General features: G+C 43.3%; 15 protein-coding genes. 11 read left to right on the forward strand and 4 right to left on the reverse strand.

The window, feature by feature from the left end; translation table 11 throughout:
- The 3 genes from F6K57_RS29375 to F6K57_RS29385 all read left to right on the forward strand — a co-directional run.
- A partial coding sequence (locus F6K57_RS29375) for a hypothetical protein (RefSeq protein WP_293071792.1) occupies positions 1–202 on the forward strand: 202 nt, incomplete at its 5' end.
- Positions 196–570, forward strand: coding sequence for a hypothetical protein (locus F6K57_RS29380; RefSeq protein ID WP_293071793.1), 375 nt, complete (start codon positions 196–198; stop codon positions 568–570). The genes F6K57_RS29375 and F6K57_RS29380, both read left to right, overlap by 7 nt.
- A 96-nt stretch (positions 571–666) precedes the next feature.
- The gene (locus F6K57_RS29385; protein ID WP_293071794.1) at positions 667–1,449 is read left to right on the forward strand and encodes a class I SAM-dependent methyltransferase; all 783 of its coding nucleotides are present in this window, start codon (positions 667–669) and stop codon (positions 1,447–1,449) included.
- A gap of 436 nt (positions 1,450–1,885) precedes the next feature.
- On the opposite strand, the gene F6K57_RS29390 is transcribed toward F6K57_RS29385, so the two are convergent.
- The gene (locus F6K57_RS29390) at positions 1,886–3,085 is read right to left on the reverse strand and encodes a transposase (protein WP_293071795.1); all 1,200 of its coding nucleotides are present in this window, start codon (positions 3,083–3,085) and stop codon (positions 1,886–1,888) included.
- A 375-nt stretch (positions 3,086–3,460) separates the two neighbouring features.
- On the opposite strand from F6K57_RS29390, the gene F6K57_RS29395 reads away from it, so the two are divergent.
- Complete coding sequence (locus F6K57_RS29395) at positions 3,461–3,778, forward strand: hypothetical protein (RefSeq protein ID WP_293071796.1); 318 nt, start codon at positions 3,461–3,463, stop codon at positions 3,776–3,778.
- A gap of 57 nt (positions 3,779–3,835) precedes the next feature.
- Positions 3,836–4,357: a hypothetical protein gene (locus F6K57_RS29400; RefSeq protein ID WP_293071797.1), complete on the forward strand. Its 522-nt coding sequence runs from the start codon at positions 3,836–3,838 to the stop codon at positions 4,355–4,357.
- Positions 4,358–4,490: 133 nt separating this feature from the next.
- Here F6K57_RS29400 and hemH read toward each other — a convergent pair whose 3' ends face one another.
- Positions 4,491–5,654 (reverse strand): ferrochelatase, encoded by a 1,164-nt coding sequence (gene hemH / locus F6K57_RS29405; RefSeq protein ID WP_293071798.1) that lies wholly within the window; start codon positions 5,652–5,654, stop codon positions 4,491–4,493.
- A 107-nt stretch (positions 5,655–5,761) separates the two neighbouring features.
- On the opposite strand from hemH, the gene F6K57_RS29410 reads away from it, so the two are divergent.
- On the forward strand, positions 5,762–6,388 hold the full coding sequence (locus F6K57_RS29410) for a methyltransferase domain-containing protein (RefSeq protein WP_293071799.1): 627 nt from the start codon (positions 5,762–5,764) through the stop codon (positions 6,386–6,388).
- Positions 6,389–6,560: 172 nt separating this feature from the next.
- On the opposite strand, the gene msrP is transcribed toward F6K57_RS29410, so the two are convergent.
- Positions 6,561–7,547, reverse strand: a complete 987-nt coding sequence (msrP, locus tag F6K57_RS29415) for a protein-methionine-sulfoxide reductase catalytic subunit MsrP (RefSeq protein WP_293071800.1) — start codon at positions 7,545–7,547, stop codon at positions 6,561–6,563.
- 369 nt (positions 7,548–7,916) lie between these two features.
- Here msrP and F6K57_RS29420 point away from each other — a divergent pair, with 369 nt between their 5' ends.
- Positions 7,917–8,291: a hypothetical protein gene (locus F6K57_RS29420; RefSeq protein ID WP_075904491.1), complete on the forward strand. Its 375-nt coding sequence runs from the start codon at positions 7,917–7,919 to the stop codon at positions 8,289–8,291.
- Between the two features lie 21 nt (positions 8,292–8,312).
- On the opposite strand, the gene pdxA is transcribed toward F6K57_RS29420, so the two are convergent.
- The gene (pdxA, locus tag F6K57_RS29425; protein WP_293071803.1) at positions 8,313–9,413 is read right to left on the reverse strand and encodes a 4-hydroxythreonine-4-phosphate dehydrogenase PdxA; all 1,101 of its coding nucleotides are present in this window, start codon (positions 9,411–9,413) and stop codon (positions 8,313–8,315) included.
- A 161-nt stretch (positions 9,414–9,574) separates the two neighbouring features.
- Here pdxA and F6K57_RS29430 point away from each other — a divergent pair, with 161 nt between their 5' ends.
- The 4 genes from F6K57_RS29430 to F6K57_RS29445 form a co-directional block, all read left to right on the forward strand.
- A complete protein-coding gene (locus F6K57_RS29430; protein WP_063747919.1) occupies positions 9,575–9,679 on the forward strand; it encodes a PetM family cytochrome b6-f complex subunit 7 in 105 nt (34 codons plus the stop codon).
- A gap of 222 nt (positions 9,680–9,901) precedes the next feature.
- Positions 9,902–10,879 (forward strand): SDR family oxidoreductase, encoded by a 978-nt coding sequence (locus F6K57_RS29435; protein ID WP_293071801.1) that lies wholly within the window; start codon positions 9,902–9,904, stop codon positions 10,877–10,879.
- A gap of 212 nt (positions 10,880–11,091) precedes the next feature.
- Positions 11,092–12,009, forward strand: coding sequence for an NAD(+) kinase (locus F6K57_RS29440; RefSeq protein WP_293059309.1), 918 nt, complete (start codon positions 11,092–11,094; stop codon positions 12,007–12,009).
- Positions 12,010–12,204: 195 nt separating this feature from the next.
- The coding region (locus F6K57_RS29445; protein ID WP_293071802.1) for a hypothetical protein at positions 12,205–13,546 on the forward strand (1,342 nt) is incomplete at its 3' end.

Raw genomic sequence — 13,546 nt, forward strand, 5'->3', positions numbered from 1 at the left:
GATTCAAGGAAAAGTAAGTCGCAAAAGAAAACGTGTTCTAAAGAAGTTGGGCGCGCCGTGTGCTTGGAGACTCGCTCGCACGGTGCCTTGGGGACGAAGCGGGAGTAATCCCGCAGATTTACCCGATCCCTTTACTACTTTTCTGACATTAAAACCTTATTTCGTAAAATTTACGAACTTAGCCGGGAAGGAGGAATGGTAATTTTAGGGGTAGCTAAAAGACAGTTACTGAATGAACCTTTTTACCATGCAAATCAGCGACTATACGGAAATTATCCGTGGTTTAGCGATGATGTAAAGCAACTCCTAACTGAAAGCAATTTACCGTTTGGTCAAGAAAAAATTGATTTTACAACAAACATTACAAAATGTTTTGACAAAGAGTCTGAATTGGGTAAACAGTTACTAAATTTTATAGTTGGTGCCAACACGGAATTTTTTTCACCCTTACAATTGCGACTGCTCCTAGACTACTTTGGCACGAGTTCGCAAAAGATGGAGGGGGGAGAAATAATGCTTCCACACTCCGGAATTTTATTTTATATTGAAAAACAAAGGGTATCCGCTTAAAGTGGTAAAACTCTAACGGGACGGTGGGCCGCTCCACCATCCCGCCTTAAGTTAGTTAGTAGCCAAAATAAAACATATCCTACATCTGAAACAGCCATGAAACAAAACACTGACAATCTCAATCCTTCTCAAGACTACTATCAAAAAAGTAATCTAGATATAGACTCTTGGTTAAAAATTACTTGGATAGATTACGAATATCTTGTTAATAATCATCGATTTTTACAAATAATTGATTCATTTGGAAGTGATACGATAAAACTTTTGGATATAGGTTGTGGAACAGGAGTTTTCCCAGATTTATTAGATAAGAAAATTGATAGTGAACTCAAGCTATCATCTGATTTGCTAGATGTTTCAGACTATTGTCTGAATCAATGTAGTTCAGTGTTGAATAAATTAAAACACTTTCAGGCAAATCAAGGGTTCTTATCTTCTACAGAAACTATTGAAACAGCAATTCCAAAAAGTAACTACTACGATAGTATTTGGGCAATTCATTCCTTTTATACTGTAGACATTAATAAAATCCAGGATATTCTACAGCATATTAAGACATTGCTCAAACCCAGTGGTATTTTTTTGATGTGTCAAGCAAGTTCAGATTCTTGTTACCATCAATTATATAATTTTTATATAGAAAATTACGAACAGCCGAATAACTATCAAAGATTTATAACAGCAGAAGATATCCAAAAAGCCTTAGATATAATTGAAGTACAGTATGATGTAATTGATTTTTATTATAACCATGAAGTTGATGGTGATAATTGGGATTTGCTAGAAGTTTATTTAAAACAATGTATTCTTAATAGTTCGGTGTTCTTTCTTTATTTAAAAAATACTAGAGTATTTCAAGCCAGAAACAAATCAATTTAGCTTTCAACAAAAAACAAATTTGATCATTTTTAAAAAACCCTAAGTCACTATTGGATTGTGCAAAATTTTTGTTACCAAAGTTGAAATAAAATTGAAACCATTAAAATTCATAAATTAACCATTCACGAGCATCATTTGGACATTATCTATGGTGCAGATAACTTCAACTTTTCAACGAAAGTTTTGTACCATGATGTATCCTTCAGTTTACTGGCCAGCAAATATTCTCAAGCAGTAATTAATCAAATCGCTGCTTATATTGCCTTATTCGAGGGGATGAAACTGAGTTCACTATTTCCCAAATACTATGATATTAACCTTGTCGCTGAAAATTTAAGTCAGCCAGTGTTAGAGCTATTTGCCAAGATATATCAAGGAGTCTTTGTTGACACTCCCCGTCCTAGAAGAACGGGGATTCTTGGATCAACGACTCGACTTACTCAACCTGACCGGAATCAAGAACAGCAGAGGCCAAATCTCCCCCAGCGTTTGGATCAACGTTCGCGTAGCGTGACCTACGGTCAATCCAGGTTCCGACGTGCCCCGCCGTACCCAAGGCTCTTTTCAGAATATTGATAGCTGCATTATGATCGCGGTCTAATACACACCCGCATGAGCAAGTATGAGTTCTAGTTGATAGCGATTTTTTGACAACTTCACCACAACTTGAGCAATCCTGGCTAGTATAAGCAGGATTTACCGCTATCGTTTGTCTACCAAACTTTTGTCCAAAATACTCAAGCCATTTGCGAAACTGATACCAACCTGCATCATTAATAGATTTGGCAAGACAGTGGTTTTTGACCAAATTCTTTACTCTCAAATCTTCATAGGCAACCACATCGTTAGAGTGGATTACGCAACGTGCCAGTCTCTTGGCATGTTCTTCACGTCGCCTACTTATATTGAGATGTTCTCGTCCTAGTCTATTTATGGCTTTTTTGCGATTGGATGAGTCTTTCTTTTTGCGAGAAACCCGACGTTGATAAAATTTCAGTCTTTTTTCGCCTTTACGATAAAACCTGGGATTCGGTTCTATACCTCCCTTGGAGTCGGTATAGAACTCCTTAAGTCCTACATCCAGTCCAATATTAGTATGTGTTGGCTCTAAAAGCTCCTTTTCATCAACCTTTATACAGAACTGAACATAGTAACCATCTGCACGGCGCACCAATCTAACTCGCTTGATCAGTTTTTGTTCGTAGCGCCATAATTCCCAAGTCCCTTTTAATTTTAGTTTCCCAATCCCTTTTTTATCTAATAAATTTATTGATTTAGAATCAGGGGATAATTTCCAGCCCGACGTCTTGTATTCAACTGATCTGGAAAACTTTTTGAACTTAGGGTATCCCTTTTTCCCAGGGACTTTCTTTTTGCATTTATCGTAAAATCTAGCGATTGAGCTATAAGCTCTTTCGACCGAAGCTTGGCAGGCATGAGAGTTCAAGTCTTTTACAAAGGGATATTCTGCTCTAAGCCACGTATTGTGACGATACAGTTCTTTTTGTCCTACACCTTTATTGTCCATCCAGTAACGGACGCACTTATTGCGGACAAATTGACCAGTACGGATCGCCTCATCAATCGCGGCATATTGAGTTTTATTCCCTTTGACCTTGAACTCTAAGACTTTCATTATTGACGTGGGAAAACTCTACGTAATATTGTAGCACAAAGAAAGAAAGCCGTCCTTTGTTCGCGCAGCGTGGCCATAGGCCAAGTTACCGTAAGATAGTGGAGCCTTTATAGTTTGCAGGCTATGATAAAAAGGGTTAAAAATTTGTAATTAAGGCTCCACTATCTTACGGTTTCGTCTCCTAGAAGGACGGGGCTTGAGACCCAACTTTTTGGTCAACATTGGTATGAAAACAATATAACAGACTACCCTGGTCCTGAACTTATCTATTCACAAGGTAGCTTAAGCAATAGCAAACCCACCTCTATATTTGGCGATAACTCTACCGTACTTGCAGGCTGTGGTGGTGGTAAAGATGGTATTGTAGCCCTGAAAATGCTACAAGAAGCAGATGTTCCCTTTGCTTCCATGCAATACTCCCACAGTGTTTATGGCAAAGCCGATATCCAACACAATTTAATTTCTGGAGTCCTAGAATACGTCACCCCCATTAAAAAGCATAAAATTTCTATCTACGATGACTTTATTGACTATCCCTTTCTTCACCTATATTTCCCAGACAATTCAGGAATTACCGTTCCAGAAACTCCTGTCTCTATCTTTGAATCCCTCCCTCTAATGCTGAATGAGGGATATAAGTACTTGGCATTAGCCCATGAAAAAAGTGCCAATACTGGTAATTTATTCTGGTAAAAACTAGGTAAAGAAGTTAACCATCAATGGGGCAAAGGCTACGAAGCAGAAAAAGAGTTGAATGAATTCATTCAAGCAAATCTCTTATCTAATTTTTCGTATTTCAGTATTTTGCAGCCCATCTATGACTTCCGCATCTTCAAAAATCTAGCCAAATATCCCGAGGTGCTGCCTAAAATCCACTCCTGCAATATTCAAAAACCTTGGTGCAAGAAATGTCCAAAGTGTGCTTATGTATGGCTAGGTTTTATGGCTGTCTTCGAGCCAGCATCTGTAGATGCAGTCTTTGGCTCCAATTTGTTTGATGATGATGACTTACTCCCTATTTTCAGAGAAATGATCGGACTAGCTGAACATACACCCTTTGAATGTATTGGTGAAATAGATGAAAGTCGATTAGCAATGAAACAGTGTTTAGAAAAAGGTTTGTCTGGCAAAGCCCTAGAGATATTCAAACATGAAGTCTTAGGAGACAGTTCAATTGATTGGCAAAAACTTGAACAAAAGTATGACCGAGTATATGACACGGAACATGCTATTCCCGATTGGATATTTAGTAAGATTAGAGGGCAACTTTAAGTTTTAAAGCCAAGGCGCAACTCATCAGACCAACTCCTATTGGGAGCAGTCGAGGGGGACGATTACTTGCCCCCCCTTCCCATTAGATCTGGTAGATATCAATTTGCCCGTTTCCGTTGTAACTTGAAGAAATTTACAACAACCCAGCAAAATGTAGCGGTCCAGTACCACTAATCAACTCCAACAGTAAAGCAATAAACCCAATCATAGCCAGACGACCATTCCAAACTTCTGCTGCTGTAGTCATGCCCCACTCCCAGCGCTCGGGAGGGTAAATTTTGACTGTCTCTGGGGGACGAATCACTTCGGAGAGTTCACGGCTGGGTGATTCGAGAGCCTCAACTACCAAATTGGTCAAAGACTCAATAAACAGGGGATGGGTATTGAGGGCTGGTACCCGCTCAAACTGCTTAATCCCTGATTCTTCTGCTATTTCTCGATACTCAATGTCGATTTCTTGGAGGGTTTCGATATGTTCCGAGACAAAACTAATCGGGACTACCAGCAAATCTTGAGTATTCTTAGCTCCGAGTTCTTGCAACGCATCTTCGGTGTAAGGTTGGAGCCATTCTACCGGACCAACCCGACTTTGATAGGCCAGAGTATGGGGATTGGGGCGGTTGAGGGTTTTCATAATTAAGGCAGTGCAATCCTCAATTTCTCGCTGGTAGGGGTCTCCAGCTTCTGTGACATAGCTGATGGGTACACCGTGAGCACTGAAAAAGATATGAACTTGATCGGGATTAGAAAACTTATCGAGTTCCTGAGTAATTAAGTCAGCCATGGCTTGGAGGTATTGTGGCTGCTGGTACCAGGAGGGAATGACTGTGTGTTCAACCTTGCTCAGGTCTGGGTCTTCTGTCCACAGATTTTCTAGCAGACGGAAGCTAGAACCACTGGTGCTGATGGAAAATTGGGGATAAAGCGGTAAAATAACTAAGCGTTCGATACCATCGGCTTTGATGGTTGCGATCGCTTCTTCAGTGAAAGGATGCCAGTAACGCATTCCTACATATACACTGACCTCTTGCCCTTTTGTTTGCAAATGTTCCTGGAGGGCTTGAGCCTGGGCGTCTGTAATCTTCCGTAGAGGGGAACCACCACCAATTTGCTTGTAGTTCTCCTGGGAGATCTTAGCACGCTTAGTGGAGATTAGCCAAGCCAGGGGTTTTTGCAGCCACGGAAAAGGCAGGCGAATAATTTCCGGGTCAGAAAACAGGTTGAATAGAAAGGGACGAACATCCTTTAACTGATCTGGCCCACCTAGATTAAGCAATAATACCCCAACACGACCCATAGTTAACACAGCTTCCCATAACTTTCATATTTGTTACTCATTTTAACAATATATTTTTTAACTTAAATTTGCAACAAGAAACACCGATCTTTACCAAGGAGTGAGTAGTGGCAACAGTTCTTAGAGCTTGGAGTTATCAGTACCAATGGCTGTATGATAGTATTTCCCGGATCGCGGCTTTGAGCGTAGGTGGAGAGAGACGATTCCGCCAGCTACCGTTACAGGGCTTAACAATTCATTCAGGAACCAAAGTGCTAGATCTCTGTTGCGGCAGTGGTCAGGCCACCCAGTTCTTGGTGGAATTGTCTGAGCATGTCACAGGCTTAGATATTTCTCCACTATCCCTAGAGCGAGCACAACGGAATGTTCCCCAAGCCAACTATGTAGAGGGTTTGGCTGAACAGATGCCCTTTCCAGATGCTCAATTTGATATAGTTCACACCAGCGCCGCACTCCATGAAATGACCCCTGAGGTGTTGCAGCAGATTATTCAGGAGGTTCACCGGGTGCTTAAACCAGGAGGAGTGTTTACCCTGGTGGATTTGCACAAGCCAACTAATGTTTTGTTTTGGCCAGGGTTAGCGGTATTTATGTGGTTGTTTGAGACTGAGACAGCTTGGCAATTACTAGAGACTGACTTGGTCAAGGGGCTTGAGCAAGTGGGGTTTAAGGTATGCGATCGCTCCTTGTACGCAGGTGGTAGTTTACAGGTTATTCAGGTCACGAAAGGGTAAACGCCGACAGTAACCAAAAAACCTACCCGAAGGGAAGGCCAAGGGCGAACAACCTTCAACCTTCAACCTTCAACCTTCAACCTTCAACCTTCAACCTTCAACCTTCAACCTTCAACCTTTAACCTTCAACCTCCCCTGCACCCAACGCCAAAGGCTAACAACCAAATAACCTTCAACTATATAATCCACCTACATATTCCCCATAACCGTTGTAAGGTAGGGTGGGTCGTTTTTCCCAGGATAAGTTAGGACCGCTACTGATGAATCTTTCTGTCGCTTGTGACCATCTCGGGTGAGGCTTATTGGGGTTAACATTTGCCTCAAAGTCATATTCATAGGAATTAATAGTATTCCAGTAGGTAGCTGGCTGGTTAGCTAAAAACTCCACTTTGACTATAGATTTTGCTCCTTTAAAACCATATTTCCAGGGCACTACCATGCGAATAGGAGCACCATGTTGCTTGGGTAATAGATGACCATAAATACCAATAGCAAAAAATGCTAGTTCGTTAGCCATTTCCTCAACACGTAAACCTTCCGTATAAGGCCAAGGTAAGGAACCAAGGTGTATGCCTGGACCAGTAGTAATTTTGCGGTCATAGTAGGAGGTAAATCGGACAAATTTAGCCTCTGAAGTAGGTTCTACTGCTGTCATCAGCGCTTTCATCGGAAATCCGATCCAGGGTAGCACCATTGACCACGCCTCTACACAGCGGAAGCGATAGATCCGCTCTTCGATCGGAAATTTAGTTTGGAGATCATCTAGGTCATAGGTTTGGGGATTTTTGACTAATCCGGTTACCTCTACCTTCCAGTCTTTGGTTGGTAAATTTTGCGCTGCTTGCCAGATCGATTTACTGCCGCCAAATTCATAAAAATTGTTGTACTGTCCAGCGAGCTCCTCATCAGTGATCGGTCTGTCAACACTGGCAAAAGCTGGATTGGTTGCTAAGGATTTGAACTTGGGTTGATTTAGGGTTTCCCAAAGAGCTTTGTCTGAGGCAGAGGAACCTTGACAACCAAGAATTGATAGCATTCCAGTGCCTAGGCTGGCACCAACTAAATTTTTGAGAAAGCGACGTCGGTTAAAATAAGCCGTTTCTGAGGTGACTTGTTGCTCTGGCAGTTCCCAGGACTTTGGTACACGAATGATGGTCATAAAGTAAGTGATATTGTTGACGGTGAGCTTTTAGCAGTCAGCCTAAACAGGCTAGTCGAGCTTATAGCTGGCAAGGGTAGCTTTTCAAGTAGTGCCTTGACTGATAGCGTGGGTTAAAACCTTAAGGTAAGCATTCAGCTATCATCCGCGTAGCGTGACCATAGGCCAAGGCCAAAGCTTACCTCTTTTATTGAAAAGCTGATAGCTGATAGCTGATAGCTTAAGTTATGCTTGTACAAAGTTATAGTTAAAATTACTACCGCTTATTTTTTTTATAAGGATGTATTCGGATGCCAGATTAATGTCAAGACTACTAAAATAAAAATAAATAAATAAAATAAGGTAAATAAAAAAACCAGGAGAAAGCTGATGATCCGTAAAACACTAGTTATAGTAGGAATCGGCTGGATAGCTGTGGGATTGGTACCTCTTGCTTATGCTCAGTCAGGAGCGCAGTCTAGTGAGCCAAGCGGTTCAGTAACCCTGTCTGGTGACACCCTCCGCCAAGTTAATGGTCGCACGGTCTCAGACGATTATGGCACCTTTTTCCCAACATCACTAGAGCTAGAGGAAACGGAAGGCTTAGGTAACAATTTACAGCCTAAGTTCAAGGTTGGCTCAAGGGACAATGTAGACATAGTTTTTGGGGATGTCATCCAGCAGGAAGAACTTAATGTGTTTCCTCAATCCTCAACTACTCGCAATACTCAAAAAGTCCAGTTGGCGGTTCCACTTAGAGAGTAAAGGTTGAGTACAAGGCAAGTTCTAACCACTGATAGCTAAAGGGTTACTCAACCTCTGGTTCACCAGTTCAGTAGCCAGGCTAATTGCAGCCTTCATGCTAGTAGCGTTAGCAATGCCAAGACCAGCAATATCAAACGCTGTGCCATGATCAGGAGAAGTGCGCACAAACGGTAAACCGATGGTAGTATTGATCGCTCGGTCAAATGCCATAAGTTTGACAGGAATTAAGCCCTGGTCATGATAAAGTGCCAAATAAGCATCATAAGCATCATGAGCGTACTGCTGATGGTTGCCGTACCAAGCCTGACCAGGTTTTACCCAAAGAGTGTCAGGAGGTACTGGTCCATCTAATTGGATAGTCGGGCGTTGCTGGCGCTCTTGCTCTAGCCAGGGAATCAACCAATCTTGTTCTTCACAACCTAGCTGACCCTGCTCACCACTATGAGGATTTAACCCAGAAATCGCGATTCGAGGTTTCTTGATCCCAAAATCACTAGCCAAGCAGGCGATTAGTAAGTCTAGTTTACTCGCCATCAATTCTGGCGTTAAGGTATTTGGTACTTGACTTAAAGGAATATGTGTGGTACCTAAAAGTGTACGTAGCACCCAACCACTATGGGGCGATCGCGCTACGAACAGCATCCCAAATTGTTTGACACCAGAATACTGGGCTAGCACTTCAGTTTGACCAGGATAATCATGTCCTGCCGCTTTCCAGAGAGACTTGGCAATGGGTGCGGTCACAATACCATCAAACTCACCACGTTGGGTGAGTGCGATCGCATTTTCGAGATACACAAAACTAAGAGCACCACTAGCCGCATTACCAACACCTGGGGTGATTTGAGGCCGTTGTCCATAATCCAACTCAATGTCAAGGATTGATAATGTCTCTGGGGAAGCTAAAGTAGCTACATCTTCAATCCCCTGCTGACGTAGCTGGGTGTAAGCCCCATTCAAGAGGTACCGACTGCCAATCACCGTTATCTCACAATTGCTAGTGACTTGGGAATCTGCCAATGCCTTGAGGACAACTTCTGGTCCAATGCCTGCCGGATCTCCCAAGGTCACCGCTAACCGAGGACGCCTTGGTGGTGAGTTAAGTTTTCCTGTCAAAGACATTTTCTGATGGTTTGTTGACAAGTCTGACATCATTCCTCAACACTCCCGGATCCTAACCCCTTTGCTGAAATAGTCTTGCTCAGGATTTCCATAGGATTGCTATATTTTGGCACCCTAGTCATGATACCTTGTAACAAAAGTACATAGGAGATCATAAAACAATGGGTACAGAAATTTTCAATGCAGCATTTTTGTCCTTCACCCTGATTCTAGTGGGTTTGGGCTTAGGCTTCTTATTACTCAAAATCCAGGGAGTGTCAGAATAGTTTCTAGTGAATGGGTTATGGGGTAACGGCTGTGGGGTTTGGTCAAGAATTCTTTCACAGTTTTCTTCCAAATCCATGACCGATGCTGTCGCCCGCCTCAACCCATTCTCCCACACCCCTCACCGTGGGCAAAGCCTATTGAATACCAGAAACATGAGAGATCGACAAAATTTCTGATAGAATCTTATAGAAACTTAAAGATTCCTTACTAAAATTACTATAATGAACTTGTTGGTCGTCGGTGCAACTGGCACCTTAGGAAGACAGGTGGTTCGTCGTGCACTGGACGAGGATCATCAGGTACGCTGTCTTGTACGCAGTCCACGAAAAGCCTCTTTCCTAAAAGAATGGGGAGCCGAACTAGTACAAGGGGACCTTTGTGTTCCAGAAACCCTGCCAAAAGCCCTGGAAGGGATCACAGCTGTCATTGATGCGGCAACATCGAGACCAACAGATTCTCTGACCATCAGACAGGTAGACTGGGAAGGGAAAGTTGCCCTGATTCAAGCTTCTGTGGCTGCTGGTGTGGAAAGATATGTCTTTTTCTCAATTCTGGGAAGTGAGAATTTTCCTCATGTCCCACTGATGGAAATAAAGCACTGTACAGAACTATTTCTGGCAGAATCAGGATTGCCACACACAATCTTGAAACCAAGTGGCTTTATGCAAGGCTTAATTGGTCAGTATGCCATCCCGATTTTGGATGGACAGGCGGTTTGGATTACAGGAGAAACCTCTCCCATCGCCTATATGAACACCCAGGATATTGCTAAGTTTGGCATTCGTGCTCTGGAAGTTCCAGAAACAGTAAATCAGACATTCCCGGTTGTGGGAACCAGAGCCTTTAGTACCTACGAAATCATTAATCTGTGTGAGCGGTTGTCCGGTAAAGATGCTAAAATAGCCCGACTCCCAATAAATTTTTTGCGGGGTGTGCGCCGATTCGTGAGATTTTTTCAGTGGGGCTGGAATGTGGCAGATCGGCTTGCCTTTACTGAAGTGCTAGTGAGCGGTAAACCTCTGGATGCACCGATGGATAAGGTATACGAGGTCTTTGGCCTAGACCCCAAGCAAACCACAACTTTGGAAGAATATCTGCAAGAATACTTTAACCGGATTATGAATAAGCTCAAAGAAATCGATTACGAGAAAGCTAAAAAGAAGTCTAAGAAGAGGACTCCTTTCAAATCTAAATCCTAGTATTTCCTGGAAAATCGATGCAGCGAAGCCAAAGGGGAGCCAGTGAGGCCAAAGTCTTTCTCTACAGGGCTTACAAGGTAAGGAATCAAGCCTGACCACACAGCCCCTCCCCATAGGGCGACTGCATGAAGACAGTACCTGATTAAATCACAATTGTCCATGATGTTCGGTGATAATTTAATCCAAGTAATTCAAGACGGGGACTGGTGAGTATACCAAAAGCAGGCATTATCTACAACGACCTTAAACCAATGGCTTGTAGCGTTGCTGAAGAGTTGCACAACCAATTGAGGACTGCGGGTTGGGAAGTGTGTATGGCGACAGGGGTTGGGGGAATTCTGGGTTATTCGAGTCCTCAATCACCAGTGTGTCATACACCGATGGACAAACTAGCCCCCCCTGGTTTTGATGACCAGATGGCTTTTGCAATTGTATTGGGGGGAGATGGTACAGTACTAGCGGCTTTTCGCCAAGTGGCTCCCCAAGGGATCCCTGTGCTAACCGTGAATACAGGTCACATGGGTTTCTTAACAGAGACCTATGTGAATCAGTTGCCTTCTGTCTTGGAACAGGTCATGGCACAAGAGTATGTTATAGAACAACGGTCGATGCTTTCTGTGCAGATCCTGCGAGATGAGAGGATTTGGTGGGAGGCACTTTGTTTAAATGAAATGGTATTGCACCGGGAACCGTTGACGAGTATGTGCCATTTTGAGGTACAAATAGGACATCACGCACCAGTGGATATTGCAGCTGATGGTATAATTGTCTCAACACCCACTGGCTCTACTGCCTATTCTCTAAGTGCTGGAGGGCCAGTATTAACTCCTGAGGTGCCGGTGTTGCAACTTTTGCCCATCTGTCCCCATTCTTTGGCATCTCGGGCATTAGTCTTTGCCGACACAGAGCAATTAACCATTTTTCCCGCTACTCCCAATTCGATGGTGATGGTAGTTGATGGCAATGGTGGTTGCTACGTAATACCAGAAGATAAAATAAAAGTTAAGCGATCGCCTTACTCCGCTCGATTTATCCGTTTGCAAGCACCAGAGTTTTTCAGAGTTTTGCGAGAAAAGTTAGGGTGGGGGTTGCCGCACATTGCTAAACCGACCTCTGTGGAGTTGCCTTAGAGTTTACATCGATGTAACCAGCAAAATGTAGTTTCTGGTGGTGTGTGGTGGTGTCCGATATCCATAATATTTAATCGGTGAAACGCAACTTCGGATCAGGGGGGCTTGTGCAACCTTTGCCCCGGTAAGATAGGAGTATCCACCAGCAACTGGCTATTCACGGTCGGTACTTAGGCAATCAACCCAAACTATTCTATGTCTGCTTTGAATCGCAATACTCGTCGTCGGCTCAATAAATTACAACAGACTTCCAGTGTGTGGGAGGGAGACCGCCGTCCCCTGTCAGTTATTGGTAACAATCATCAACAGCCGGATGGTGAGGGTCATAATGATTGCATTCTTTGGGTGGATGGCTCGGAAGGCATTGTCAGGGCAATGGATTTAGTATCACCAACCATGGGACCAGAAGCGATTGTTCGTGCCCTTATGCAAGCCATGGAACATCCCCAAAGCCCCGCCAGACCAGCACGACCCTCAAAGATTGTTGTTCGTAACCGAGAAATTCAGTTCTTTTTGCGAGGTGTCCTTCAAGGGTTAGACATTGGCATTGATTATGTACCCAATTTACCCTTGATTGACGAACTGTTTCGGGGATTTGAGGAAATGGCGGCTACTCGACAACCCCAGCTACCACCTAAGTATGCCGACCTACTTATCGAAAAAGCCTATGAAATTTGGCATGAAGCTGCTTGGGAAGTAGTGGCTGATCATCAGATTATCTCAATTGAATTAAATCGCTGGGATGTGGAAACCCTATACGTCTCAGTAATGGGTATGCTGGGTATGGAGTACGGGGTACTACTATATCGCTCCTGGGATTCCCTGAAACGCTTCCGATCATCAGTGCTGGCAGATGACTCGTGGGAAAAGATGGAACAAGCTTTCTTAGGGCAAGATTGTTTGTTTTTAACCTTTGGGCGGTTTGGTGATGATACCGAAGATGAGGATGAAGAGGATGATATTGATTTAGCTGATTTGCCAGTATCTGAGATTGTACCTGGCTTTGGTACAGTCCATCCCTTGGAAGGAATGCGACCTTATATTTATGAAGAAGAAGCGATCGCAATTTATGTTGCCCTAGAAGCGATTCAGCGATTTGTTCACCATTACCATGAGGAATTAGATGACGAAAACTTACCCAAGATTAGTAAGCGCTACCGCATCCCGGTACCCCTAGAACCAAAATCTACTGTTAACGTTAAAGTTAACACCCATCCTGACCTGGCGGATGAGTTGTTAGAGATGGCAATTGAGTCCGAGGAAGATGATTTCGATTCAGAGTCGATGACCATACCCTTACGGGATGACCTTGTGCCAAAGGATGCTTTCCTCAAGCTGGGCATGATGTCTTGGGAAGCAATAGAATCTATTCGCTCTGGTGTCAAATCCTATCAGTCTCAGAATATAAAGGCAATCGGGGAAGGCATGCCAGTTATTTTGATTCAAACCACCCGACCAAAGGCACAAGTGTTGATAGAGCAGATCGAGACCGCTGGTGGACTCAAAGGGATTTGCTTTAATTCAGGGGAAGACCCCT

The organism is Moorena sp. SIO4A5 (genome assembly GCF_010672005.1).
Classification (GTDB): domain Bacteria; phylum Cyanobacteriota; class Cyanobacteriia; order Cyanobacteriales; family Coleofasciculaceae; genus Moorena.

Bases quoted from the DNA above. Each gene is read 5' to 3' on its own strand.
- F6K57_RS29420 (WP_075904491.1), top strand. From the start codon at position 7,917: ATGATCCGTAAAACACTAGTTATAGTAGGAATCGGCTGGATAGCTGTG.
- msrP (WP_293071800.1), bottom strand. From the start codon at position 7,547: ATGACCATCATTCGTGTACCAAAGTCCTGGGAACTGCCAGAGCAACAA.
- F6K57_RS29390 (WP_293071795.1), bottom strand. From the start codon at position 3,085: ATGAAAGTCTTAGAGTTCAAGGTCAAAGGGAATAAAACTCAATATGCC.
- F6K57_RS29435 (WP_293071801.1), top strand. From the start codon at position 9,902: ATGAACTTGTTGGTCGTCGGTGCAACTGGCACCTTAGGAAGACAGGTG.
- F6K57_RS29430 (WP_063747919.1), top strand. From the start codon at position 9,575: ATGGGTACAGAAATTTTCAATGCAGCATTTTTGTCCTTCACCCTGATT.
- F6K57_RS29395 (WP_293071796.1), top strand. From the start codon at position 3,461: ATGCTACAAGAAGCAGATGTTCCCTTTGCTTCCATGCAATACTCCCAC.
- F6K57_RS29380 (WP_293071793.1), top strand. From the start codon at position 196: ATGGTAATTTTAGGGGTAGCTAAAAGACAGTTACTGAATGAACCTTTT.
- F6K57_RS29385 (WP_293071794.1), top strand. From the start codon at position 667: ATGAAACAAAACACTGACAATCTCAATCCTTCTCAAGACTACTATCAA.
- hemH (WP_293071798.1), bottom strand. From the start codon at position 5,654: ATGGGTCGTGTTGGGGTATTATTGCTTAATCTAGGTGGGCCAGATCAG.
- pdxA (WP_293071803.1), bottom strand. From the start codon at position 9,413: ATGTCTTTGACAGGAAAACTTAACTCACCACCAAGGCGTCCTCGGTTA.